Here is a 25945-nt window from a genome sequence, read left to right on the forward strand (position 1 = left end):
ATTAAAGTTATTTTTTTGTCATGTCTTCTAATCAGCTTTTTTATCAACTTATATGCAGAGGATTAGAAGACATAAAAATTTATCTGTTACTGCCTCCTGATAAACTTATACTTCCCATTAATTTTTTTATAAATTACATAATGAATGTAAACTTTTATGATGAAATGGCGATCGCTTCCCCATTTGATGGAGGGAATTGAGAAGTGCGATCGCCTAGAGGCTAGGGAATAGGAAAGAGGGCTTTTGAACACAATGCTCACCGGAATTGTTTTAATGTCCTGCAAGTAGAGCCAAAATGCCAGAGCATATTGAACTATACCTGATGCGATCGCTAATATCCAAACAAGAGGATTGATTGTTGCTCTATCGTATTTTCTCGGCAATTTCTGCTCAACAGTCGCCTCAACCACAAGACTTAATACAGTTCAATTCGCTCCTGGCTGACACCTACTTTACAACTTGTGTTTACAAACAACCGTTTTGTCTGGAGTTGGACAGACTCTCATCAGCCTGAATACTTGCTTTGGCAAATAGTCCACTCTGCGGAAGAACTACTCACAGATTTCCATCTCCGTCGGGTGCGAGAGTGCGCGAGCTTGGTGTGATATGGAAGACTGTGGTAATCGAGCCAAGGCGCGGCGGTATTATGAATGAAGTAAAGATTGATCAGGATCAGGACTAAAGTCCTTACTACAAACTGATTAATTATTCTATTCCTTAAGATGTATGTCTTAAGGAATAGGTAATAAAACTAATATTTTGTACATATCAAAAAAACTGTACTAGCATCCTGTCTACAGGCTAAATAACAGTTATGATTTCCTAAGTAGCTATCACCAACTACCTACATCAAAACGAATATAAACCTTTGCCTTCTCTGTGTCTTTGTGGTTTAAGTTCCCACTCCACACAAACACAAGCACAAGTCTTCCCCAACTATAGGCAAGGTATTAACTCATCATGAGGTGAAGTAAGACAAAAACTCACCTCAAATTACTCTCAATTATTCACGAGAGTAAAAGACCGCGTAATTATTAAAGGGCTAGACTATGGCAACCGAACAGTTAACTAGAGAAAGCGATGAACTCGATTTAAAACAGCTATTAAAAACATTAACTGCTGTGAAAAAGGGTGATTTTTCTGCTCGGATGCCTCTTGAGCAAACAGGTCTAGCGGGTAAAATTGCGGATACGCTTAACGATATTATAGATCAGAATGAGCGAATGGCGGCAGAGCTTAAACGCATTAGTAATGTTGTAGGTAAGGAAGGGAAAATTACTGAACGCGCTTCTTTAGGAAATGTCCGCGGCTCATGGACAGAATGTGTGAATTCTGTCAATACCCTAATTACAGATTTAGTCCAGCCAACAGCAGAAACTACGCGGGTAATTCGGGCGGTGGCGAATGGGGATTTATCGCAAACGATCGCCACAGAAATTGATGGTAGACCCCTCAAGGGTGAGTTTCGCCAAACAGCTAACATTGTGAATACGATGGTGACGCGGCTGAGTTCCTTTGCGGGTGAGGTGACGCGGGTAGCTAGGGAAGTGGGGACTGAGGGGAAGTTAGGTGTCCAAGCCGAAGTTCAAGGTGTGGCGGGGACTTGGAAGGATTTGACAGATAACGTCAACTTGATGGCGGGGAACCTGACAGGACAGGTAAGAAATATTGCCGAAGTTGCAACGGCGATCGCCAACGGTGACTTATCGAAGAAAATTACTGTGGATGTGAAAGGGGAAATTCTGGAGTTGAAAAACACCGTCAATACAATGGTGGATCAACTGAATTCCTTTGCATCAGAAGTCACCAGGGTAGCGCGGGAAGTAGGAACGGAAGGGAAGTTAGGCGTACAAGCAGAAGTCCGAGGTGTGGCGGGGACTTGGAAGGACTTGACAGATAACGTTAACTTGATGGCGGGGAACCTGACAGCACAGGTAAGAAATATTGCGGAAGTGACAACGGCGGTAGCGAATGGTGATTTGTCGAAAAAGATTACTGTGGATGTGAAGGGGGAAATTCTGGAGTTGAAAAACACCGTTAATATCATGGTGGATCAACTTAATTCCTTTGCATCAGAAGTCACCAGGGTAGCGCGGGAAGTAGGCGCAGAAGGAAAATTAGGCGGTCAAGCAGAAGTGCGAGGCGTGGCGGGGACGTGGAAAGATTTGACCGACTCTGTAAACTTCATGGCGGGGAGTTTGACAGCCCAGGTAAGAAATATTGCGGAAGTGACGACGGCGGTGGCGAATGGGGACTTGTCGAAGAAGATTACTGTGGATGTGAAGGGTGAAATTCTGGAGTTGAAAAACACGATTAATACAATGGTGGATCAACTCAATTCCTTTGCATCTGAGGTGACAAGGGTAGCGCGGGAAGTGGGAACGGAAGGGAAGTTAGGCGTACAAGCAGAAGTCCGAGGCGTGGCGGGTACGTGGAAAGACTTGACGGATAATGTCAACTTGATGGCGGGGAACCTGACAGGACAGGTAAGAAATATTGCGGAAGTTGCAACTGCGATCGCCAATGGTGATTTATCGAAGAAAATTACTGTGGATGTGAAGGGTGAAATTTTCGAGTTGAAAAACACTATAAATATCATGGTGGATCAACTCAGTTCCTTTGCATCGGAAGTAACTAGGGTGGCGCGGGAAGTTGGTAGTGAAGGGAAGTTAGGTGTCCAAGCCGATGTGCGTGGTGTGGCGGGGACGTGGAAGGACTTGACCGATAGTGTGAACTTCATGGCGGGGAGTTTGACAGCCCAGGTAAGAAATATTGCCGAGGTGACGACGGCGGTAGCGACTGGTGACTTGTCGAAGAAAATCACCGTGGATGTGAAGGGTGAAATTTTGGAGTTGAAAAACACAATTAATACAATGGTGGATCAACTCAACTCCTTTGCATCGGAAGTTACCAGGGTAGCCAGGGAGGTAGGTAGTGAAGGGAAGTTAGGTGTACAAGCAGAAGTGCGCGGCGTGGCGGGGACGTGGAAGGACTTGACGGACAGCGTGAATTTCATGGCGGGGAGTTTGACAGCCCAGGTACGGAACATCGCAGAAGTGACGACGGCGGTGGCGAATGGCGACTTGTCGAAGAAAATCACCGTGGATGTGAAGGGTGAAATTCTGGAGTTGAAAAACACGATCAATACAATGGTGGATCAACTCAGTTCCTTTGCATCTGAGGTAACGCGGGTGGCGCGAGAGGTGGGAACTGAAGGGAAGTTAGGCGTACAAGCAGAAGTGCGCGGCGTGGCGGGGACGTGGAAAGACTTAACAGATAATGTGAACTCAATGGCGGGGAACCTCACCGACCAGGTAAGAAATATTGCGGAAGTTGCAACTGCGATCGCCAATGGTGACTTATCGAAGAAAATTACAGTACAGGTCAAAGGCGAAATATTGGAGTTGAAAAACACCATCAATATCATGGTGGATCAACTCAACTCCTTTGCATCGGAAGTTACCAGAGTGGCGCGGGAAGTAGGTAGTGAAGGGAAGTTAGGCGTACAAGCCGATGTGCGTGGTGTGGCGGGTACTTGGAAGGACTTGACCGACTCTGTTAACTTCATGGCGGGGAGTTTAACAGCCCAGGTAAGAAATATTGCGGCGGTGACGACGGCGGTGGCGAATGGCGACTTGTCGAAGAAAATTTCTGTGGATGTGAAGGGGGAAATTCTGGAGTTGAAAAACACCGTGAATACAATGGTGGATCAACTTAATTCCTTTGCATCGGAAGTTACCAGAGTGGCGCGGGAGGTGGGAACCGAAGGGAAGTTAGGTGTACAAGCAGAAGTGCGCGGCGTGGCGGGGACGTGGAAGGACTTAACCGATAGCGTGAACTTCATGGCGGGGAGTTTGACAGCCCAGGTCAGAAATATTGCGGAAGTGACGACGGCTGTAGCGAATGGTGACTTGTCGAAGAAAATCACCGTGGATGTGAAGGGTGAAATTCTGGAGTTGAAAAACACGATTAATACAATGGTGGATCAACTTAATTCCTTTGCATCGGAAGTGACGCGGGTAGCGCGGGAGGTGGGAACCGAAGGGAAGTTGGGTGTACAAGCATACGTCCGGGGCGTGGCGGGTACGTGGAAAGATTTAACCGATAATGTGAACTCAATGGCGGGGAACCTCACAGCCCAGGTGCGGAATATTGCGGAAGTGACGAAGGCGGTGGCGAATGGGGACTTGTCGAAGAAAATCACCGTGGATGTGAAGGGTGAAATTCTCGACTTGAAGAACACTATCAATACAATGGTGGATCAACTCAGTTCCTTCGCCTCGGAAGTAACGCGGGTAGCGCGGGAGGTGGGAACCGAGGGGAAATTGGGCGGTCAAGCCTTGGTGCAAGGTGTGGCGGGGACGTGGAAGGATTTAACCGACAATGTGAACTCGATGGCGGGGAACCTCACAGCCCAAGTACGGGGTATCGCCAGAGTTGTGACGGCGGTGGCGAATGGCGACTTGAAGCGCAAACTGATGTTAGATGCTAAGGGGGAAATCGAAACCTTGGCGGAAACCATCAATGAAATGATTGATACCCTAGCTACCTTTGCTAATCAAGTGACGACAGTGGCGCGGGAAGTGGGTATCGAAGGGAAATTAGGCGGACAAGCTAAGGTTCCAGGGGCGGCGGGGACTTGGAAAGACCTCACCGACAACGTAAACGAACTAGCAGCAACATTAACTACCCAGTTACGTGCGATCGCCGAAGTAGCCACAGCCGTAACCAAGGGCGATTTAACCCGGTCTATCGCTGTAGCAGCCGAAGGGGAAGTAGCCATCCTCAAAGACAACATCAACCAGATGATTGCTAATCTCCGGGAAACTACCCAGAAGAACACCGAACAAGATTGGTTGAAGACCAACCTCGCCAAGTTCACCCGAATGCTGCAAGGTCAGCGCGACTTGGAAACCGTCTCCAAACTCATCCTGTCCGAACTTGCACCATTGGTAGGCGCACAACATGGTGTATTCTACTTAATGGAAGGCGCAGAACATCAAAATTACCTGAAACTCCTCAGCACCTACGCTTACCGCGAACGCAAACATCTAGCTAACCGCTTCCAATTGGGTGAAGGTTTAGTAGGACAATGTGCTTTAGAAAAAGAGCGGATTTTATTAACAGAAGTACCCAACGATTATGTGAAAATTAGCTCTGGTTTAGGTGAATCTAGTCCCCTGAATGCAGTTGTCCTACCAGTTCTATTTGAAGGACAAGTAACAGCCGTCATTGAACTTGCATCCTTCCGCCGCTTTAGCGAAATTCACCTGACATTCTTCGACCAACTCACCGAAAGTATTGCGATCGTTCTCAACACCATCGCCGCCTCGATGCGTACCGAAGAATTACTCAAACAATCCCAATCTTTAGCTGAAGAACTGCAAACTCAACAAAATGAACTGCGGGAAACTAACAAGCGCCTAGAACAGCAAGCCCAATCCCTCAAAGCCTCCGAAGATTTATTACGAGGACAACAAGACGAGTTACAACAAACCAACGCCGAACTAGAAGAAAAAGCAGAACTGTTAGCTTTACAGAAAAAAGAAGTAGAACGGAAGAATCGAGAAATCGAACAAGCTAGACGTTCCTTAGAAGAGAAAGCCGAACAGTTAGCCCTTTCATCTAAATATAAATCCGAGTTCCTGGCGAATATGTCCCACGAACTGCGGACACCGTTAAATAGTTTGTTAATTTTGGCGAAATTATTAACAGATAATGTTGATGGTAATCTCACCGCCAAGCAAGTCGAATATAGCCAAACAATTTACTCGGCTGGGAATGAATTGTTGGCATTAATTAATGATATTTTGGATTTAGCCAAAATCGAATCGGGAACTATGTCCATACATACAACCCCGATGCTGTTAACAGATTTAGCTGAACAGATTGAGCGGAGTTTCGGGCAAATCGCTCATAATAAAGGACTAGCTTTCGCGATTGAATTAGCGTCAGAGTTGCCCAAAAACATCAACACCGATGTCAAACGCTTACAACAAGTCCTGAAAAATCTCCTCTCCAACGCCTTTAAATTTACAGATAGCGGGGAAGTCCGCCTGCGAATTGAAGTAGCCAAGCATGGCTGGAGTCTCACCCAACAAAGCTTAAACCGCGCCCAAACTGTTATCGCCTTTGCTGTCAGTGATACTGGTATTGGTATCGCCCCCGACAAACAAAAAATCATCTTTGAAGCCTTCCAGCAAGCCGACGGTACTACCAGTCGCAAATACGGCGGTACAGGCTTAGGCTTATCTATTAGTAGAGAAATTGCTCACTTATTGGGTGGGGAAATTAAACTGACTAGCACTCCAGGTCAAGGTAGCACATTTACCTTCTACCTCCCCCTACTAAATGCTGATGTAGTAGCGCCACCAGTTCCCAGCCTCTCCTCCCCAGTCCCCAGTCCCTCCTCCCCACTCATCATTGACGATCGCGCTAATATCATCAATACATCAGCAGACAATAACATCCTGCTGATTATCGAGGATGACGTTAATTTTGCCCGAATATTGGTAGATATGGCAAGGCAGCACGGATTCCAAGTAATTTCCGCCCAAACTGGCACATCTGGTCTGCAACTAGCTAGAGAATTTCTGCCAATGGCAATATTACTAGATATCCGCCTCCCGGAAATGGATGGATGGACAGTCCTCGACCGCCTCAAACACGACCCCACCACCCGCCATATCCCCGTACATATTATGACCGTCGAGGAAGGGCGACAAAGGGGTTTACAATTAGGTGCGATCGCCTATTTACAAAAACCAGTCACCAGCGAAGCCATATCCGAAGCCCTAGACAAAATTAGGGGTTTCGTAGAACGCCGGGTGAAGAATCTACTAGTAGTCGAAGATGACGACCTACAACGCCAAACCATTGTCGAACTCATCGGTAATAGCGATGTCGCCACCGTAGCCGTAGGTACAGGTGCAGCCGCCCTCGCAGCCATTCGCGCCCAGCAGTTCGATTGCTTAGTCCTCGATTTAGGTCTACCCGATATGACAGGTTTTGAACTGATCGAACAAATTAAGCTAGAACCCAACGGCGTAAACTTACCAATTATCGTTTACACAGGTAGAGAAATCAGTAAAAATCAAGAAACAGAACTGCGACGCATGGCTGAGACAATTATAGTTAAAGATGTGCGATCGCCCGAACGTCTCCTTGATGAAACCGCCTTATTTCTCCACCGCGTCCAAGCAAACTTACCCGCACCCAAACGCGAAATCCTCGAACAACTGCATTCCCATGATTATTCCCTAACAGGTAAAAAAGTGCTAATTGTAGACGACGATGTGCGGAACATCTTCGCCCTCACCAGTATGCTAGAACGCCATCAAATGGTGGTATTATATGCCGAAAACGGTAGAGAAGGAATTAACCTGTTAGAAACCACACCAGATATTGATGTGGTGTTAATGGATGTGATGATGCCAGAAATGGACGGCTACGAAACCACCAGGCTAATACGCCAAAGAGAACAATTTAGGAACCTACCTATTATTGCCCTCACCGCCAAAGCTATGCAAGGCGATCGCGACCAGTGCATCGCCGCCGGCGCATCCGACTACATCGCCAAACCAGTCGATACAGAACAGTTGCTGTCTCTGTTGCGTGTTTGGTTGTATCGGTAGGGACTGGGGATTGGGGATTGGGGACTGGGGACTGGGGGGGCAATTAACAATTGACAATCTACCAAAAAAATGCTTATATTTTACTCTGTCCAATCCTCTAGCACCAAATCAGGAATTTGAGAGAAATCCTTTTGGTTGCGAGTAACCATCACCGCATTTGTTGAAAGAGCGATGCTTGCTATTCGCAAATCTTTCTGTAGTCTTTTTTTATTTAATTGCTGGTTTTCTCTAAGTAAACGCTGATAGCAAGTGTAGGCAGCAGTATCAAAGTTGAGTATTTTCACTGCTTTAAAATACTCTTGAGTAGTCCAGAGTTTTGTATAAAGATTTACTAAGTTTGTAGATTCAGTCCGGTCATTAATTTTGACTACCCATCCGTTAAAAATTTCTTGGACTGTGACGATGGTGATAGCTAGATGGGGATAAACTTGAGTAACTTTAGATTTAACAGCTTGATTTCCTTGAAGTAAAAGCGAAACATGGTCGGTGTCAAGTATATAAAAACTCATCCTGCCCTTCTCAATCTGGAGCTAACCCTTAGCTTTTTAATCTTCCTCTACTGCGTTACGTTCTGCTCTAAGAGCATCTGCAATTTCAGCAAAATCTGTATCATCTTTAAACACACCTGCAAATTTCATCCAGGGATTTTCTACTTCTTCTTGATGCAATTTAATTTCTACTGGAATAATTTCTATCTTTTCAAGACGAGTTGACAAAAGCTTTTTCAATTCTTGTACAGCTTGTTCTTGGGTAGGTGCTTCAACCTGAGTGTTGGGAATTTCTAGGACAGAAGCTATAAAATTTCCTTCATTATTACGTTCTAGTAAAATATGTAACTTTAAGTTTTCAGGCTGAGGGAACGTTAAGTTCAAGAAATTCATAACCATATATTTAATTAATTATTTACTCCAATACATCTAGCATACAGTGCAGAAGTATAGGACTCATACTTGATTTTTGAAATATACGTAGAAATATACGTAGGGTGGGCATTGCCCACCAGATCATGGTTTTGGTGGGCAATGCCCACCCTACAAATACTGTCCACTGTCCACTGTCCACTGATAACTGTTAACTGTTCACTATTCACTTCCCGCCGCCACAGGCAAAAATCCCCCAGCCTGCATTTTCCACAATCTATAATAAGCACCGCCCCTGGCTAGGAGTTGGTCGTGGCTACCATCTTCGACGATGCGACCATGATCGAATACCAAAATCCGGTCTAAATGGGCAATTGTTGATAACCTGTGAGCAACTACAATCACGGTTTTGCCATTCATGACTAAATCTAACGTGTCTTGAATTGCTTTTTCGGTGATGGAATCAAGACTAGAAGTAGCTTCATCCAAAATTAGAACTGGTGCATCCTTGAGAATTACTCTGGCGATCGCAATTCGTTGTCTTTGTCCCCCAGACAGTTTAACACCACGTTCACCCACCAGAGAATTATAGCCCTCCTTCATCTGGGCGATAAAATCGTGAGCATGAGCCTTACTGGCGGCTTTGATAACTTCCTCATCAGTTGCATCTATGCGCCCATAACGGATGTTTTCCATTAATGTGCGATGAAACAGAGATGGATCTTGAGGAATCAAGCTAATCTGGGCGTGTAAAGCATCCTGAGTCATATCACGAATATCGACCCCATCAATGAGAATTTGCCCTGATTGGGGGTCAAATATCCGTAAAATTAAATTCACAAAGGTAGATTTTCCCGAACCGGAGAAACCCACTAGTCCCACACGTTCCCCTGGTTTGATGGTAATTGACAGATTCTCAAATACTTTCTTCTCAGCAGAATAATTAAAATTAACTTGCCGAAACTCAATTTTACCCTGAGTGATAGGATGAGCGATCGCACCTTCTTTGTCAATCAACTCATGGGGTTGGACGATGACAGAGACACCATTGGCAATATTACCGATATGCTCAAAAAATTCCAGAAACCGCCGACTCAAATTCCTGGCTTCACTGATGATTAACAGTGATAAACTAGTAGCCACCACAAAGTCAGCAGTAGCAATTAACCCTTGACTCCAGAGAGAGAGCGAGTAATATAGAGTACCAATTTTCAGAATCGCGGCGGAGATGAATTGAAACCAGCGAATGCGTTCTGAATACCAGTTCGACTTCCTCACCTCTTTGAGTTCATCCCTTAACTGTTCATTCAAATAGCGACGTTCAAAACCCAGACGCGCAAACAAGCGACTACTGCTCAGATTTGTTACCGCATCGACAATGATCCCCGTCGTATGACTTCTAGCGGCTGCGGCTCTACGGGAGTATATTCGGCAACGAGTAGCCAACCAGAAAGAAATACTAATAAACAGAACTGCCCACACACCAACGAATGCAGCCAGTGGAGGATAGGCACGATACAGTATAATTGTGGAGACTATATAGACAATGATTACAGACATAAACTCCGTAATCAGCATTTGCATCGTCTGCGTCACACCGAGAGAGGTTTCACCGATGCGATGTGCTAACGCCCCAGCAAAACTACTACTCAAGTAACGATGGGAATGATGTTGCAGGTAGGCATACAAAGAGCGGACAATATGCTGGCGGTGGATAGGATGGAGGATAGTTTGTAAAAGTCCAGCCGATCGCCCGAATACCACTTCACCTATACTCAAAGCAGTGAACAGCATCAGGGGTTGACTGATAGTATCAAAAATCAGCTTGCTGTTACCGCTTGCGCGTGTCACACTGCGGATAATCTCACCGATCGCATAGGGTAACATAATACCACAGGTTGCGTGTAGCGCCTCCAGAATCACCATTACTAAATACCACCAGCGAAACTGGTTAACAAAATAGCAAACAAACCTAAATGGAGTATTCGGTAAATTTGGCGCACTAGCAGCACGCTGAAATTTAGAAAGTCTGACCTTTTTTAACATGAAAATCGTTTGTTCTAGTAGTAACTTTTTGCTGTTATGGCAAACAAAAATAGACGGCTAAATTAGCCGCCCCATAGCGTTAAAAATCCTCGTCGCGACTCGTGCAAAATTGCTCCAATCTTTCTTTTACTGAAAGAATTACGCATCACTTAGACCTAAGCCTCGTCGTAGGCTATTACGAATTGCATATTAGTTAACAGTATGGCGCTGCACTGACCTGATAACTGATAACTGATAACTGAATTTAAACCATGATTTCCGTTGGTGTAATTGCCGCATATAAATCAGGTGGAAGTAAGAATTCTTTAATATCAATTTTCTTAGGAATAACACCTGCTTCAAAGAATAAATCAGCCACCCGTTGTTGTTCGGCAATCAACGCAGGACTAAGACCCCTGCGCCCAGCAAATGTACGGCGCGACATTACCCGTTCAGCTACATCTGGGTCAAGTTTTTGTTCGGAAATCATCAATTGTTTCACTTCATCTCGATGCGCCTCTGCCCATTTATCCAGCCCATGAAGTTCTTCAATGATTATTTTTAATAAGCCTGGATTTTCTTCAGCGAACTTCCGGTCAGCAATGTAATATCCGCCTGGAGAATCTAGCCCAACCGAATCTTTAATAACACGAATACGCCCCATCTTTTCGGCGATCGCATAGTGAGGATCACCTGTCATCCACACAGGAATCCTTCCTTCCAGAAAAGCGCCCCGCGCCTCAATAGTCGGCATACTTCTGATTTTGATATCTTTGATAGTCAAACCAATTGACTGCAACGCTCTCAGAATAAAATAATGTGATGCCGAGCCTTTTTGAAAATATACTTCTTGTCCCTTAATTTCCTCAAACTTTGTTATGGGAGATTCAGGCGGGACAGCAATTACACTACTTCTTCCCGTGGTTGCAGTTCTTTGTGTACCAACGACATAAACAAGTGTTGAGCCAGCGACTTGTGCAAAAATTGGCGGCGTTTCTCCTACAGACCCCACGTCAACCTTACGCGCCGCCATTCCTTCCATCAGTTGAGGCCCTTGGACGAATTGCGCCCATTCCACCTTAATTCCCAATGGTTCTAAGCGTTTTTCTAAAACTTGCCGATTGCGAACCAGATCCCCTGCACTCTGATACCCCATGCGTAGAACCTTCGCTTTTATCCCCAGGGAACCACCATTATTTACCACATTTTGTTGACTTTCTTGACTACAACTTCCCAATAAATAAGCCAAAGAAAATCCACCCAAACCAGATGCAGCAGTATTAAGAAAGCGACGGCGTTTAATCATATCCTATCGATCTATGAGATATTTTCAATGTAAAAATTGATAATTTGTAATCCCAATTCTCTAAATGGCTGAATTGGGAATTGGTATTAGCTAGCGCAAAGCATCTCCCCGACGATATTCGGCGGTGATATCGTTTAACTTTTGTTGTAAATTCTCATCAAGTTTCACTTCCACAGCCTTGAGGGTATCAGCAAGTTGTTCTGGACGGCTAGCACCGATGATAGGAGCGGTGATAATGGGATTAGCCAGTACCCAAGCTATAGCCAAAGTAGTCAGTGATAATCCAGCCAAATCTGCTACTGTACGCAATTCTTCCACAGTCTGGAACTCGCGATCGCGCCAATAGCGCTCTTGATAACGTTCAGCCGCAGTACCCAAAGTAAAACGAGTCCCGGCTGTTGGGCCTTGAGCCAAACTGTGTTTCCCAGTCAGTAAACCACCCGCCAAAGGATTGTAAGGAATTACACCCAACCCTTCTTCCTTTGCCAGAGGTAATAATTCTCGCTCAATTTCGCGGAACAACAGGTTATAACGCGGTTGAATGGAAACGAAACGAGTCAAATTACGCACCTCAGCACGACCCAAAGCGCGGGCGAGTCGATAAGCCAAGAAGTTAGAAACCCCAATGTAACGGGCTTTACCTGAACGCACTACTGTATCCAATGCTTCCAAAGTCTCATCAAGAGGCGTGGAAGCATCATCAGAGTGCAATTGATATAGGTCAACATAATCAGTTCCCAGTCGTCTGAGGGAAGCATCGATCGCATCTAATATATGTTTGCGCGAAGCACCCTGATCCCAAGGCGCAGGGCCGACTTTTCCCACAGCCTTAGTCGCCACAATAAAATGTTCGCGTTTGCCTTTGAGCCAACGTCCAATGATTTCTTCAGTGCTACCAGCAGTCGCCAACCCACCCCCCAAAGGATAAACATCGGCGGTATCTAAAAAGTTAATTCCCGCATCGGCGGCTGTATCGAGAATGCGTCTAGAAGTTTCTTCATCTGTCTGCAAACCGAAAGTCATTGTCCCAAGTACAAGGCGAGAAACGGTTAGTCCAGTATGACCAAGTTTAGTTGTTGGTAATGTCATGATTATGATTGCTGAATAAACGCAACTTTTAGATATGGGGCGAGTGCAAGGGTACAGGGGTATGCTTTCAAGGGCAGGTTTTTTACACTTCGACCCAAAAACACTGATTTTAGGGTGTAAGGGTATAAGGGTGTAGGGGTAAATGAAAGTCTGATAATTTCCTGAATCTTATAGTCCTCACTGATTACTTTATGAAAAACCTGCCCTTAAGAGACAGGGGTATGGGGGTGTAGGGGTATAGGGGGAAAGTATTACTAAATTGATTCAATTAATCCTAGTGAGGAAGACTTAATTTCATTCCCTTACACCCTTACACCCTTACACCCTTACACCCTTACACCCCTACACCCCTACACCCATCAGGTTACTCAGTCGGAAACCAATTTAACCAACCTTCCCAGTTTTGTACTAACGCCGCAAATTCGGCATAACCATTTGCTTTAGGGTGAGCGCCATCATTGGCTTTTGCTTCTATTAACCAGACGGGCGAGTTCACTAAACTAGAAAACACATCAAGATAAGGAACAGTTATATCTTGACAAACACAAGCAAACTCTTGTGATAACTTGGCAATAATTTGATTTTTTGTTTCTTGGTCTTCATCACCGCAAGGTGGCGGCCCGACCATCAAAGTAGGATAGAGTTGATTTGCTTGTTTAAGAATGCTGCGAGTATTAGCGATGGACTCTGCCAGTGTAATTCCCTGCTTTTGTCCAGCCCATCCTGAATCGTTGACACCAAAGGAAAACACCACTCTTCCATCATATTCTACAGGCAGACGATAGGAAACTTCCGATCGCCAACGCTCTTTGAGATACCGACTTGTCTCAGCCCGCACACCCAAGTTGTAGTAGGTAATGGCATACTTCTCTGACTCAGTATTGCGGCAGACTCTACCAGTCCAACCCAGAAACTCAGGATCACCCGTGCCATTGACAAAGGATTCACCAATAAAACAAATTCTGATTTCCTGGCGAGAGTCTGACATTAATTAAGCTGAAAGTACGGTTTTGGCTGGTATGAAGCGTGATGCGTGATGATTTTACTCATCATCTCACAAAATAAACGCATTACACAGCTACAGACGCACGACGCTGCTGGGAAATCAGCCATTGTTGCAACTGGGAATCACCATATACTTCATCAGCAATGAAATGATCACCATCTGGTATTACAGTAAAATCTACTGTTGCGCCTGCTGCACGTAAAGTATCAACAATCTGCTGTGTATCCTCCACTGGCAGTTTTTCATCCTTGCCACCTTGGAATATTTGGATGGGAATTTCCTTGAGTGCTGCTAGTTGGGCTGGTTCTAATGTCTTAGGTGCGCGACCTGACACAGCTACCAGTCCAGCAAAGCGACCAGGATGAGAAGCGGCGATATGCCAAGCCCCAGCCGTACCTAAGCTGAACCCAGACAAGATGATACGGGATGGATCAATTGCTTGGGAAGCGATGAGATTATCTAGTAAAGCAATGACATCAGATTCTCTATCTACCCAAGTCTGCCCTTCTGGTAGCTGGGGTGCTGCAAAGAAGTAAGGTAATGCAGATGAGGAATCTACGAAACGAGGTAAACCCCATTTTAGTAGAATATTCAAATCATTACCGCGATCGCGCGCTCCATGCAAAAACAACACCAGAGGCGCGGGTTTACTCACATCTCCAGCAGCAGGCGCAAAAAGATAAGGCAAGGAAGCATTGCTGTTTTCTTGAGGGCGTTGTTCGACGGGCATAGTTTTGACTCCTGTTGGGGATTGGGGACTGGGGACTGGGGATTGGGGCTGAGGGGGATGAGAAAGGAAAAATAATATTTCTTAGTCACTAAACTCATCTATTTTTCTTCCCCATCTCCCCCTACTCCCCAATTTTTACGCTGTTACCAATTGAGGCACTTCGATGTTATTTACCTTAGATTCAATAGCTGTTCCCTTGAAGAAGTCGGGGTTAGCTTGGGTGTAGAACTTGTAGGGATTAGCAAATACATAAGACTTGAAGTCGGCTTCGCTAATCACGCCTTCTCTAACTAAATCCCAGCTTTCTGCTAAAGGATCAGTCAGGTCGGGTACGTCCCAATGTCCTACATCTGAGGAATAGATAGCGTTGATTTTCACACCCAAGGGATTGGCTTTGTCGTTGAAGGCTGCGGCGATGGTGCGGTCGTCGGACTCGGAACCAAAGAAGAAGCTGTTCACCCAGCGATCGCGTATATCTTCAATGGTCTTAATCCCGGCTGCGCCAAAGTCTTCTAATTCCTCACCAACAGGTACGCGGCTATGACGAGCGAAGGAAGAACCAAGCACTGTTTTAGTTAGTTCTTCTTTGCTGAGGGAACCTGCTTGAGGAAATTCGCTACCGTAACGTTCAAACAACTCAAACAACTCATCAGCATTGGTCAGGTCTGGGTTGTAGTTTTGTAGCCCTTCTAAACTGCGTTTGGAGAAGCGGTCTACTAAGTGAATGTAGACGTGAGCGCCCCAATCTGAACCACCTTCGAGCATAGCTACGCGCAAACCAGGGAAACGTCTAGTAACGCCACCAAAGAATAAAGCTTTGGCAAATGCTTGAGAACCATCGGCGAAATGTCCGATGTGGTTGTTCATGTAGTTGCTGATAGAAGAACGTCCAGTCCAACCTTGACTACCGTAATGTGTAGTAACGGGTACACCTAATTCCACGACTTTAGCCCAGAAGGGGTCGTAGTCGTATTCACTATCTAAGCCGTAGAAGTCGATGTATGAGGCATATTTGGCGATTTCTGGGAACTGGTCGGCTGGATATTTATCTGCGATCGCCTTAATTGGACGTTTCACCCCACCAGGAATATTCGCTACTTTTAAACCTAGTGTTTTTACGGCAAAGTCTAACTCTTCAATAGCCTCTTGGGGAGTATTCATGGGAATACCAGCTACCACCGTCAGGCGATCGCTATATTTACGATACAAGTCAGCATGATAGTGATTCACCGCCCGTTGCAGTGCTTGACGGTGTTCTGGGCCTGCGCCAGTTGGTGCTAAGACATTGTTAGGAAATAGTACCGAATAATCAGAACCCTGTTCTGCTTGACGCTCATAGAACAGTTCCGGCAAAGTGTACGTAGCCAAGTCTAAGGTATTACGAGTTACCCTTGCCCACCAAGGCGATCTGATTGTCCGGTTGTACTGACGTTCTTCTGGAGTTTGTTGATACCAATCTTTACCATTGCTCTTAGAGTTGAGACGAGAAGATTCAGCCTTACGTAAAGCGTCTACAAGTTGCGCCCCACCGTAATGAGCAATGTATTCCTCAATAGCTGGGGTAAAGTCGTTAGTGTGAACGTCTGTATCAATCACTGGATAATCCAGAGTCGCCTTAATTGCGGCGGAACGAGAAGTTTTTAATCTGCTGTATTCAGTCATATTTTTCTCCTTCAAAAAGTATTGGGGACTGGGTATTAGGGACTGGGGACTGGGTATTGGGGACTGGGGAAGAAACTTTTTCCCTTTTCTATGGACCTGACTTTTCACGGGATCTGGAAGACCTCTCTCCAAACCTCTCTCCTACAAGGAGAGAGGCTTTGATTTCTCCCCCTTCCCTAGTAGGGAAGGGGGCTGGGGGGTTAGGTCTGTCGTTAGCTTTTCCACATGACGTGAAAAGTCAGTTCTATGGACTATTGACTATGGACTATGGACTAAACCAACACCAACTGTTCATCCACCTGTTTAACGGCGAAACGATTAGGCGGACGACGTAGCCCCAAGTTTTCCCGTAAGGTACTCCCTTCGTATTCAGTACGGAACAGTCCGCGTTTCTGGAGGACGGGAACGACTAGGTTCACGAAGTCATCCAATCCTGTAGGTAAGATGGGAGGCATGATATTAAAGCCGTCTGCTGCACCGTTGTTAAACCATTCCTCTAACTGGTCAGCAATAGTTTCCGGTGTACCCAAGATGGTACGATGCCCTCTGGCAGTAGCTAGAGCCAGATATAGCTGACGTAGCGTCAAAGTCCCACGAGTAGCCAAATCCTTGACTAGTTTCAGGCGGCTCTTGTTGTTGTTGGTGTCGTTGGGTAGTTCAGGCGCTAAATCATCTAAAGAATATTTAGATAAATCCACACCCTTGTAATAGGTCTTTAAAATACCCCAAGCGACATCAGGATGAATTAAAGATTGCAGAAACTCGTATTTTTCCTGCGCTTCTTCTTCGGTGCGTCCGATGATGGGAAAAGCCCCAGGCATGATTTTCAAATCATCTGGAGAGCGTCCATATTTAGCCAGTCTACCTTTCACGTCAGCGTAAAATTCCTGTGCCTCAGCTAGGGTTTGATTGGCTGTGAAGATTACCTCAGCAGTCTTTGCTGCTAACTCCCGTCCAGCTTCGGAAGCTCCAGCTTGGACAATCACTGGATAACCTTGAGGGGGACGACCGACGTTTAAAGGGCCTTGGACAGAAAAGTGTTTGCCCTTGTGATTGAGTACGTGTACTTTGTTGGGGTCGAAATAGATACCCGATGCTCTATCACGAATGAAAGCATCATCTTCCCAGCTATCCCACAAGCCTTTGACAACTTCTACAAACTCTTCGGCACGTTCATAACGCTGGCTATGTTCTGGGTGATGCTCAAGCCCGAAATTAGCTGCGGCGTTCTCATTACCTGTGGTAACTACATTCCACCCTGCTCGACCCTTACTCAAATGGTCTAGAGAAGCAAACTTACGAGCCAAGGTATAAGGTTGTTCGTAGGTAGTCGAGGCGGTAGCAATGAAGCCGATATTTTTGGTCACTGAAGATAAGGCTGAAAACAGTGTGACCGGCTCGAAATGCACCAGCTTACCATTACGTTTCTGAGTTTCTGGAGCGCCGCCCCAAACTCCAGGGCTATCCGCGAGGAAAACCGCATCAAATAATCCACGCTCGGCTGTCTGAGTAATTTCCTGATAATGCTCGAAGTTCAGCCCAGCATCGGCTTGTGAATCAGGATGTCGCCAGGCCGAAACATGATGTCCAGTGGCTTGAATGAATGCACCTAAACGAAACTTGCGTTTTTTACTCATGCTTTTTCTTGTCTTGTAGTGTGATTGCTGGGTTGCATATAGCTCGTTTGATGTAGCAATCGTACTCAGTAGGTAAAGTTTACATGATAGGTACAAGAAAAAGATGTGCTGACCATCACATTAATGTGGAATCCTAATTATTAGATTTACTAATATTAAGGATTGCAAAGTAGATATTTAGGGACTTGCAGTATACGTAGTAGCGCGACTGGACTAATTTTGTGCAATACCAATCTATCATCTGCGTTCATCTGCGTTCATCTGCGTTCAATTTTTCCCAAATCTATTGCAACATTTTAGCCCGGTCACGCTAGTAGGCCGATGCACTGCCCACCAGATCAGGGTTTTGGTAGGCAGTGCATCGACATACAGATACTTGCTCAGTATTGAATAAATCTCATCAGTAATTGTGTAAGTTCAATAGCTTTTGGATGATTGTTTTTTATGTAGATGAATGACAATTTTTAGTTTGCACCTTTTCTCAAGGTTCTATTTAAAATCATGGATTAAGAAGATATCGACGTGAAATAAGTGTAAAATGATATTGTAAGGTTTCAGCATGGTGATGAAAACAATAGTTGAGATTTTTAGCGCAGAACGTAACCAACTACAGACAGAGATTAATAATGCGGGTAATGTAGAAGATGTAGTTAAAGTAATTCAAAACCGTCTAGATAATTTAGAAAGAATTTATATTAGCGAACTTAATTTAACTCAAGTGCGTCTGGCTGCTTTTTTTCTAGATGTACTACGTCAGTCAGTTGCAACTCTGACAGCAGTGAAAATTGTTGAGATTGGTTCACGAGAATATAAACTTATTAATAATCTACCTTTTAAGTCTTCCCCCAATAGGTTGATATTAAAGGTGCTAAAGATAATACTTTATGTGGGTATTTTAGGTTGGTTGTATTATTTAACAGAAAAGGCTCCAGGTGCATGGATGGGTATTTTACTTGCTTCTGTGTTGCTGGGATTGGAAGTGGTGCTACAACTGGATAAAAATGATTCGACTCCACAAGAAGTAAAGGAAGTAAGTCAACCTGTCCTGAAAGTGGATAGCAACATTCTTTTAGATAACTTGGCTGATGCGCTCAATACTATAGACTTAGTAGTTGGAAGATTTGCAGAATCCGACAAATACCAAGATGAGCGTAATATGGAAGAATTGCCGGAATTGTTGAATTTTCTGCAAAGGCTGCTGGGTGCATCATCCCTGAATAGACCGCAGATGGTGATTGAACTAACAAAACTGTTGCCACAAATTTTAATATCTCAGGGGATTCGCGCACAAAATTATCTAGCTCCGAGTAGCGATCGCACATACTTCGACTTTGAGCCAAGCATCGACCCTGATACCCAAGATTATGTCACAATTACACCCGCATTGCTGAAAGGCGATCGCTTGCTCAGACGCGGTAGGGTAATTGAACCAACCTACTCAGACCTTCGCAACTCTTAAAGCACCACCCAAGCAATTGAGTTGGCTGTTGACTGTTGTACGGGCGGGTTTAACTGACATATTTGTTTTCCTCATGAATTTTTTACTGAACCCGCCCCTACTGACCAATGACTAATGACTAATGACTAATGACCAATTACCAAGAGTATGGAAATTTTAGAAACAGTCGGTTTTGATTTGGGACACGGTGAAACAGCAGTAGCTAAGGCTATTGTTGAGAGTATTGAACCGCCCCAAATGTTGGAAATTAATAACAAAAAGAACCAAATCACTGCCTTGGGTTGGCATCCTCAACTGGGTTATTTAGTTGGAGAACAAGCCCTAATTCAAGCTGGCGTTACCCAATTAGCAATCACATTCAAGCAAAAACCAAACAACGATCCCAACTATCGGCAAACAATTAGTACCTTCCTTGCTACCTACTACCACCTATTAAAAGAAAGTAGACAAATTGAAAATCAAGAAACTACTTATTTTTATGTTGGTTGTCCTTCTGGATGGTCAATTAACGAACGTACAGAATATCAAAAACTCTTGCAAGAGTCGGGCATTTCTTTATTAAATGTAGTGCCTGAATCAAGAGCAGCTTTTATGCAGGCGAAGGAAGCCGGGAAATTAGAGTATGAAAAACTCCTTTCTTCGGTGCTAATTGTTGATATTGGTTCTTCAACTACAGATTTCACCTTAGTTAAAAGCTTACAAGAAATCCCTATAGATTTTGGTAGCAATACTTTAGGCGCATCCTTAATTGATAAAGCTATTTTTGCTCACACCCTCGCCCAACATGAACAAAAATCACTACTAGAAAAAGTATTTAAGGAATATCCCCATCATCAAGCTCGTTGTGAACTAGCTTGTCGCAAAGCTAAAGAAGATTACTTTTCTAACGAACAGTTATATAGTGACCCTCAATCCTTTGCGCGGGGGTTTGAATCTATCAACGAACAGATTTATTTTATCCCCCAAGTTAATAAATTGATGATGGAGGAAATATTGAACCAACCTTTACCCGAATTAGGGCAAAAAAGTTGGTTACAATCATTTCACGAAGCTTTAGATGAAGCTAAACAAAAGTTAGATAGCCAAGCTATCGTACCAAAACTGTTGCTAATGACTGGCGGTGCATCGCGGATGAAATTTACCCATCAGCTATGTCAGAAAACCTTCCCCGAACCAGAAACCCTCCTACGCCCAGACCCAGAACCTGAACGTTGTATTGCTTTGGGGTTAGCGCGTGTAGGACGTTGGGATTTACGCGCCACTGCTTTTAAAGGCGAAGTAAATAAACTGTTGGAATCAAATAAACTCGAACAATTAATTGGTAAGCATATTCCAGAGTTAATTACATCATTAACCAAGCCGTTAGTAGAAGGGTTAATTGAAAATGCAGTTAGACCTGGGGTAAAAGCTTGGCAAAGAAACGAAATACGCACTTTAGCTGATTTAGAAACCTTAATGAAACAGCGTGCTGAACAGTGGCTGCAAGGTGATATGGCGCAAAAGGTAGTTAATAGTCAATGTATTAGTTGGTTTAATCAGAAAATTCAACCAGACTTAGCCGCCCAAACAGATCCAATATGCCGTAAGTTTCAAATACCTAGAAGTAGTTTAAGGTTTGAAGATAGCATCGAGGCTGCTTTGGTTAACCCAGAACTACGCATTGGTGATGTTATTCTTGGGGATACGGTAGCTTTTATTGTCAATGTATTAATTGGTGGGGGAACTCTCGCCAGCATCATCACTCTCATACTGACTGGTCATTTGACTTGGCCTATTGCGTTAGTTTACGGGGCTTCGGTGATAGCTGCTGGTATGGAGTTAAACCGCGAGACTGTGAAGGAGACAATTAAAACAAATGTCAACGTTCCTAGTTGGATGCGTTCTAGTTTGCTGAATGATAGGAAAATAGACGATATGAGCAAACAACTAAAACCAGAGTTGGAAAAAGTTATTCAAGAACAATTAACAGCGAATCAAGAAGCTTTTGACAAACTTATTAGTAAAGTTGAGCAAGGATTGCAAAAAGCTCTATCTACTAAGGTGCAAGAGGCAATTATTTTAATTCAATAATCTACGTCTCAAGAGTTAGAAGTATAGTAGGGTACAGGTGACAGGGAACAGTATTTGTAGGGTGGGCATTACAGCGCCCTACGTATCTTTCAAAAATCAAGTGTGAATCCTATCTGTCCTAATCTAACGTGAGTTCGACAAGCGTTGTTTTGACCTCTCCCCCAACCCCTCTCCTTCGAGGAGAGGGGAGTAAGACGGTGATTTTTTCGTTTCTCCTCCCTCTCCTGACGGAGACGCTACGCGAACGCCTTTTAGGAGAGGGAGGTTGGGAGGGAGAGGTTCATCGAACTCACGTTAATCTACATAGTAACTGCTATCAAAAGACAAGAGAAATAGCGGACATAATGCCATAGGACTAATTTTAAATCCTCCATTTTGCTGTTAATTAGCAAATAGTAACTTATATCTCCAGCAAGAGGCTTTATCGTTAACAATCAGCAAGAATCTAAAGAGGAAAGTTCAAGTGATTTTGCACTATTTGCTTAAATTAAACACGGGAATGATAATCAATTATTAATTGGTTGGGCAAGGAAAAAAGGAAGATTTTAGCAAGGCTTTTTTCAGGAATCTAACTAACTCAGTTAGATATCGTTGAATAACTTTCTTAGATTCAGGATGGCTTATTTTCATCGAGTATAAGCCCAATTTTGCAATGTCTAGCATCAGGATAGTGGTCAGCAAATACTATCCAGCATCTTGAGTAGTTAATAAATCACAGAATCTAGAGCATACAAGGAATCAAAAGCATGAAACCTCTTAATTTATCCAAGTCTATTTTAGCTAGTTTATTTGCCCTCAGTTTCGCTGCTGTTGTATCTATACCAGTTTCTGCTCAAACTGGTAGCACAGGTGGTACAGGTACTTCAGGTAGTGGAACTAGCACAGGTACTACTGGTACTACTGGTACTACTGGTACTGGTACGGGTACTTCAGGAACTTCAGGAACTAGCACAGGTACGGGTACTTCAGGAACTTCAGGAACTAGCACAGGTACGGGTACTGGTACAACAGGCACAGGTACTTATGGTACAGGTACGGGAACCACAGGCACTGGTACAACAGGCACTGGTACTTATGGTACAGGTACAGGCACTACAGGAACAGGTACAGGCACTTCAGGTACGGGTACAACAGGCACAGGTACAGGCACTTCAGGTACGGGTACTTATGGTACAGGTACAGGCACTACAGGAACAGGTACAGGCACTTCAGGTACGGGTACTTATGGTACAGGTACAGGCACTTCAGGTACAGGCACTGATGGTACAGGTACGGGAACCACAGGTACTGGTGTAGGCACAGGTACAACAGGTCCGGGAACCACAGGTACAGGTACAGATACCACAGGTACGGGAACCACAGGTACAGGTACTACAAGTAACTATGGTACAGGTACGGGAACCACAGGTACTGATGGAACAAGTACAGGCACAACAGGTACTGATGGAACAGGAACAGGTACAACAGGTACTACCTCATACCAAGGAACTAATGATGTGAGAGGCGATCGCAATAATTCTAACTGGGGTTGGTTAGGTTTGCTAGGTCTAGCTGGTTTAGCTGGTTTAGCTCGCAAGCGCCAAGAAACCACAGCTTACCGCGACCCTAATGAAGTACGTTCTGGTAGCACTAGACTGTAAAATCCTTCTGGTATCAACGAAAAAGTCCTCACTTAGTCTAGTGAGGACTTTTTTCATAAAAATTCAGCTATCTTAAGCGATAATACTGAATAACTAGGATAGCGGCGATGACTCACCACATCTTAAAAGCCACCAAATCAACTGTGCATTTAGGTGGCTTCTCCCATGAACTAGAACCAGCACTAAAAGTTGATTCTGGCGACACCGTTGATGTAGAAACTTACACTGGTTATTACATCCACGACAAAGCACCAGCAGAATTTCTCACAGCCCAATTTCTGGATATCTGCCAAAACCTACCGCCAGAACGGAAAATTGCTAAGGGGCCGCATTTACTCACTGGGCCGATATATGTGCGTGATGCTGAACCAGGGGATGTTTTAGAGGTAAGATTAGAGGCGATCGCACCTAGTTTACCAGTTGGATTTAACGCCATCCGCTCAGGTTGGGGAGCCTTACCCCATCAATTTACTCAACCTGCTTTAAGATTCATTCCCCTAGATTTAGTCAACAACAAGGCAGAATTTCCTATAGGTAGCAGTATACAAATTCCCCTCAAACCTTTTTTTGGTATCCTGGGAGTCGCCACCCCAGAAGATGCTCGTTCATCCGTCCCCCCTGGCTACTATGGTGGTAATATCGACAACCGTGAACTACAAGCAGGCTCCCGCATATTTTTACCTATCTTCGTTCCTGGTGCATTATTTTCCATTGGTGATGGACATTCAGCCCAGGGAGACGGCGAAGTTAATGTCACTGCAATTGAAACTTCTATGAATGGGCGTATCCAGTTGCAACTTCGCAAAGATTTGCAATTCAATACACCCATAGCAGAAACACCGACTGATATTATCACAATGGGGTTTGCACCAACTTTAGATGCAGCATTAGAACAAGCTCTGAAAAATATGCTTGATTTTCTGGAACGTTTTGTTAATTTATCACCAGAAGATGCTTATGTTTTATGTAGTTTAGCTGTAAATTTTCGCATCACCCAAGTTGTCAACAGCCCGAATAAAGGTGTGCATGGTTTGCTATCTAAAGCAATCTTCTCATCTAAAATTAATTTGTAATTAACGAAAAAATCACAATTTTTTATGTCTAATGTACTTGTGCAAATGTTGCTAATTGGGCTAGTTGCTGGCGTTGCTGGAGGAATGTTTGGCATTGGTGGCGGAGCAATTATGGTTCCTGCAATGGTGTTATTAGTGGGGATGGATCAAAAATTTGCCACGGGTACTTCTATTGCAGCGCAAATTTTACCCATTGGACTTTTAGGAGCAGCAGTTTATTATCGTAGCGGCAATATTAATTTTAAATATGCCCTGTTAATTGCAGCAGGTTTATTAATTGGCAACTTATTCGGAGCCATGTTTGCCACTCAACCATTTATTAGTAGTGAAACCATGAAAAAGCTTTATGGCATCTTTTTGTTAATCATTGGTTTCAGGTATTTGTTCATACGATGACTGGGGAATAGGCTTGTCAGTTATCAGTTATCAGTGAACAGTTAACATAAACTGATAACTGTTCACTGATTAAGTCTCCTTACTCTACCTGTCCAACGGGGAAAGCACCAGTTTGTACTCCTAAGTTAATGTTTCTTCCGTTACGCCACAATTCCATTTGCAATTGTTTACCGACTCCAGTGTTTTCTACGGCTCTTTGGACGTTGCTAGCATCTGAAACTGCTTGGCCATTGAGCTTTTGAATGACATCGCCTGCGCGTAGTCCGGCTTTGGCGGCGGGAGAATTAGGCATGACTTTGACAACTAAAACACCTTTGTCTGTATCTACACTTAAACCACTATTGGGGTCAGAGTTAATGCTGTCCTTAATTTGTGGTGTTAAGCCTACCATTTGAATACCCAGGTAAGCGTGTTTTACTTGACCTGTAGATATGAGTTGCTCAGAAATACGTTGTGCTGTTTTGATGGGGATGGCGAAACCTAGTCCTTGTGCGCCTTGAATAATAGCTGTATTCATCCCAACAACTTCACCACGGTAATTCAGCAAGGGGCCGCCGGAGTTACCTGGGTTAATTGCTGCGTCTGTTTGAATATATTCTACACGTCTATCGGGTGCGCCAATTTGGTTACTGGTGCGTCCGGTAGCGCTAATGATACCTGTGGTAACTGTATTATCTAAACCTAAAGGATTACCAATTGCGATCGCCCATTGTCCTGGTTGCAGTTGGTCAGAATTACCCACTGTGATAGTTGGTAAATTATTAGCCTGAATCTTGACAACGGCTACATCTGTTAATTTATCTGTACCCAATACTTTACCTTGAAAACTGCGCCCATCTGTGAGAATGACTCGCACAGTATCTGCACCATCCACAACGTGAGCATTAGTCAGAATATTACCATTGGAATTAATAATAAACCCTGAACCAGTTCCCCTTTCTACCCTCTGTTGTGGTTGAGGTAGTTGGGAACCGAAGAAACGACGGAAAAATGGGTCGTTAAATTCTGCTGGTAAGCGAGATGTGACAGTCCGAGAAGATTCAATACGCACCACAGCTGGGCCTACTCTTTGTACTACTTGAGTGACAAAATTAGGATCAGCGTTATTTGGTAACGGCGGTGCTGCATCTACTCGACTCACCGCCAAGTTAGAGGCTTTCTGCGCTAACTGCTGCTGGTTTCCAGCTAGATAGCCGCCAGCTAAAGTCATACCAGATCCCAGCAGCACTAACGATAGAGATGCAGCCGCTTTTTTCCAATGTGCATGATTATGGTTTTGAGGATTTAACGGTTGAGATTCATCGTGTACTTGGTTTCGCATGGCAGTGTGCAGAGAAATCGATACTTATTACTACTTT

Annotated in this window: 19 protein-coding genes; 8 read left to right on the top strand and 11 right to left on the bottom strand. The window is 44.3% G+C overall.

Translation table 11 applies throughout. The features are described from left to right. Nucleotides 1–86 precede the first annotated feature (86 nt). Nucleotides 87–410 (bottom strand): hypothetical protein, encoded by a 324-nt coding sequence (locus tag H6G83_RS17425; protein WP_190474569.1) that lies wholly within the window; start codon nt 408–410, stop codon nt 87–89. A 51-nt stretch (nt 411–461) separates the two neighbouring features. Here H6G83_RS17425 and H6G83_RS17430 point away from each other — a divergent pair, with 51 nt between their 5' ends. The 3 genes from H6G83_RS17430 to H6G83_RS17440 all read left to right on the top strand — a co-directional run bounded on the left by H6G83_RS17430 (nt 462) and on the right by H6G83_RS17440 (nt 7634). Beyond that, entirely contained in the window at nt 462–605 is a 144-nt protein-coding gene (locus tag H6G83_RS17430) for a hypothetical protein (protein ID WP_190474571.1), read from the top strand. Between the two features lies 1 nt (nt 606). Then, nucleotides 607–654: a hypothetical protein gene (locus H6G83_RS36425; RefSeq protein ID WP_190474654.1), complete on the top strand. Its 48-nt coding sequence runs from the start codon at nt 607–609 to the stop codon at nt 652–654. A 395-nt stretch (nt 655–1049) separates the two neighbouring features. Then, nucleotides 1050–7634 (top strand): hybrid sensor histidine kinase/response regulator, encoded by a 6585-nt coding sequence (locus H6G83_RS17440; RefSeq protein ID WP_190474573.1) that lies wholly within the window; start codon nt 1050–1052, stop codon nt 7632–7634. 80 nt (nt 7635–7714) lie between these two features. Here H6G83_RS17440 and H6G83_RS17445 read toward each other — a convergent pair whose 3' ends face one another. From H6G83_RS17445 to H6G83_RS17485, 9 genes are all read right to left on the bottom strand, one after another. Then, nucleotides 7715–8143 carry a type II toxin-antitoxin system VapC family toxin gene (locus H6G83_RS17445; protein ID WP_190474575.1) on the bottom strand — a complete coding sequence of 143 codons (429 nt, stop codon included), beginning with the start codon at nt 8141–8143 and terminating at the stop codon, nt 7715–7717. Nucleotides 8144–8179: 36 nt separating this feature from the next. Further along, the gene (locus tag H6G83_RS17450) at nt 8180–8521 is read right to left on the bottom strand and encodes a hypothetical protein (protein ID WP_190474577.1); all 342 of its coding nucleotides are present in this window, start codon (nt 8519–8521) and stop codon (nt 8180–8182) included. Nucleotides 8522–8716: 195 nt separating this feature from the next. Further along, nucleotides 8717–10540, bottom strand: coding sequence for an ABC transporter ATP-binding protein (locus H6G83_RS17455; protein WP_190474579.1), 1824 nt, complete (start codon nt 10538–10540; stop codon nt 8717–8719). Nucleotides 10541–10784: 244 nt separating this feature from the next. Beyond that, on the bottom strand, nt 10785–11825 hold the full coding sequence (locus tag H6G83_RS17460) for an ABC transporter substrate-binding protein (RefSeq protein WP_190474581.1): 1041 nt from the start codon (nt 11823–11825) through the stop codon (nt 10785–10787). 90 nt (nt 11826–11915) lie between these two features. Beyond that, entirely contained in the window at nt 11916–12914 is a 999-nt protein-coding gene (locus H6G83_RS17465) for an aldo/keto reductase (protein ID WP_190474583.1), read from the bottom strand. Between the two features lie 364 nt (nt 12915–13278). Continuing rightward, nucleotides 13279–13902: a GDSL-type esterase/lipase family protein gene (locus H6G83_RS17470; RefSeq protein ID WP_190474585.1), complete on the bottom strand. Its 624-nt coding sequence runs from the start codon at nt 13900–13902 to the stop codon at nt 13279–13281. An 82-nt stretch (nt 13903–13984) separates the two neighbouring features. Further along, entirely contained in the window at nt 13985–14650 is a 666-nt protein-coding gene (locus H6G83_RS17475; RefSeq protein ID WP_190474586.1) for a carboxylesterase family protein, read from the bottom strand. 135 nt (nt 14651–14785) lie between these two features. Continuing rightward, nucleotides 14786–16312, bottom strand: a complete 1527-nt coding sequence (locus tag H6G83_RS17480; RefSeq protein ID WP_190474589.1) for an amidohydrolase family protein — start codon at nt 16310–16312, stop codon at nt 14786–14788. Between the two features lie 272 nt (nt 16313–16584). Further along, the gene (locus H6G83_RS17485; RefSeq protein ID WP_190474590.1) at nt 16585–17949 is read right to left on the bottom strand and encodes an LLM class flavin-dependent oxidoreductase; all 1365 of its coding nucleotides are present in this window, start codon (nt 17947–17949) and stop codon (nt 16585–16587) included. A gap of 565 nt (nt 17950–18514) precedes the next feature. Here H6G83_RS17485 and H6G83_RS17490 point away from each other — a divergent pair. The 5 genes from H6G83_RS17490 (at nt 18515) to H6G83_RS17510 (ending at nt 24587) form a co-directional block, all read left to right on the top strand. Next, the gene (locus H6G83_RS17490) at nt 18515–19408 is read left to right on the top strand and encodes a hypothetical protein (protein ID WP_190474592.1); all 894 of its coding nucleotides are present in this window, start codon (nt 18515–18517) and stop codon (nt 19406–19408) included. A gap of 147 nt (nt 19409–19555) precedes the next feature. Beyond that, complete coding sequence (locus tag H6G83_RS17495) at nt 19556–21478, top strand: Hsp70 family protein (RefSeq protein WP_190474594.1); 1923 nt, start codon at nt 19556–19558, stop codon at nt 21476–21478. Nucleotides 21479–22224: 746 nt separating this feature from the next. Beyond that, nucleotides 22225–23118: a WGxxGxxG-CTERM domain-containing protein gene (locus tag H6G83_RS36270; RefSeq protein WP_190474597.1), complete on the top strand. Its 894-nt coding sequence runs from the start codon at nt 22225–22227 to the stop codon at nt 23116–23118. Nucleotides 23119–23225: 107 nt separating this feature from the next. Further along, nucleotides 23226–24191: an acetamidase/formamidase family protein gene (locus H6G83_RS17505; RefSeq protein ID WP_190474599.1), complete on the top strand. Its 966-nt coding sequence runs from the start codon at nt 23226–23228 to the stop codon at nt 24189–24191. Between the two features lie 24 nt (nt 24192–24215). After that, entirely contained in the window at nt 24216–24587 is a 372-nt protein-coding gene (locus tag H6G83_RS17510; protein WP_190474600.1) for a sulfite exporter TauE/SafE family protein, read from the top strand. A gap of 79 nt (nt 24588–24666) precedes the next feature. On the opposite strand, the gene H6G83_RS17515 is transcribed toward H6G83_RS17510, so the two are convergent. Further along, nucleotides 24667–25908, bottom strand: a complete 1242-nt coding sequence (locus H6G83_RS17515) for an HhoA/HhoB/HtrA family serine endopeptidase (protein WP_190474603.1) — start codon at nt 25906–25908, stop codon at nt 24667–24669. Nucleotides 25909–25945 lie beyond the last annotated feature (37 nt).

It is taken from the genome of Anabaena azotica FACHB-119 (assembly GCF_014697625.1).
In the GTDB taxonomy this organism is placed as follows: Bacteria; Cyanobacteriota; Cyanobacteriia; order Cyanobacteriales; family Nostocaceae; genus Trichormus; species Trichormus azoticus_A.

Excerpts from the sequence above, each read along its gene's own strand:
- H6G83_RS17440 (WP_190474573.1), top strand. The coding sequence starts at position 1,050 with ATGGCAACCGAACAGTTAACTAGAGAAAGCGATGAACTCGATTTAAAA.
- H6G83_RS17445 (WP_190474575.1), bottom strand. The coding sequence starts at position 8,143 with ATGAGTTTTTATATACTTGACACCGACCATGTTTCGCTTTTACTTCAA.
- H6G83_RS17450 (WP_190474577.1), bottom strand. The coding sequence starts at position 8,521 with ATGGTTATGAATTTCTTGAACTTAACGTTCCCTCAGCCTGAAAACTTA.
- H6G83_RS17455 (WP_190474579.1), bottom strand. The coding sequence starts at position 10,540 with ATGTTAAAAAAGGTCAGACTTTCTAAATTTCAGCGTGCTGCTAGTGCG.
- H6G83_RS17460 (WP_190474581.1), bottom strand. The coding sequence starts at position 11,825 with ATGATTAAACGCCGTCGCTTTCTTAATACTGCTGCATCTGGTTTGGGT.
- H6G83_RS17465 (WP_190474583.1), bottom strand. The coding sequence starts at position 12,914 with ATGACATTACCAACAACTAAACTTGGTCATACTGGACTAACCGTTTCT.
- H6G83_RS17470 (WP_190474585.1), bottom strand. The coding sequence starts at position 13,902 with ATGTCAGACTCTCGCCAGGAAATCAGAATTTGTTTTATTGGTGAATCC.
- H6G83_RS17475 (WP_190474586.1), bottom strand. The coding sequence starts at position 14,650 with ATGCCCGTCGAACAACGCCCTCAAGAAAACAGCAATGCTTCCTTGCCT.
- H6G83_RS17480 (WP_190474589.1), bottom strand. The coding sequence starts at position 16,312 with ATGACTGAATACAGCAGATTAAAAACTTCTCGTTCCGCCGCAATTAAG.
- H6G83_RS17485 (WP_190474590.1), bottom strand. The coding sequence starts at position 17,949 with ATGAGTAAAAAACGCAAGTTTCGTTTAGGTGCATTCATTCAAGCCACT.
- H6G83_RS17490 (WP_190474592.1), top strand. The coding sequence starts at position 18,515 with ATGAAAACAATAGTTGAGATTTTTAGCGCAGAACGTAACCAACTACAG.
- H6G83_RS17495 (WP_190474594.1), top strand. The coding sequence starts at position 19,556 with ATGGAAATTTTAGAAACAGTCGGTTTTGATTTGGGACACGGTGAAACA.
- H6G83_RS36270 (WP_190474597.1), top strand. The coding sequence starts at position 22,225 with ATGAAACCTCTTAATTTATCCAAGTCTATTTTAGCTAGTTTATTTGCC.
- H6G83_RS17505 (WP_190474599.1), top strand. The coding sequence starts at position 23,226 with ATGACTCACCACATCTTAAAAGCCACCAAATCAACTGTGCATTTAGGT.
- H6G83_RS17510 (WP_190474600.1), top strand. The coding sequence starts at position 24,216 with ATGTCTAATGTACTTGTGCAAATGTTGCTAATTGGGCTAGTTGCTGGC.
- H6G83_RS17515 (WP_190474603.1), bottom strand. The coding sequence starts at position 25,908 with ATGCGAAACCAAGTACACGATGAATCTCAACCGTTAAATCCTCAAAAC.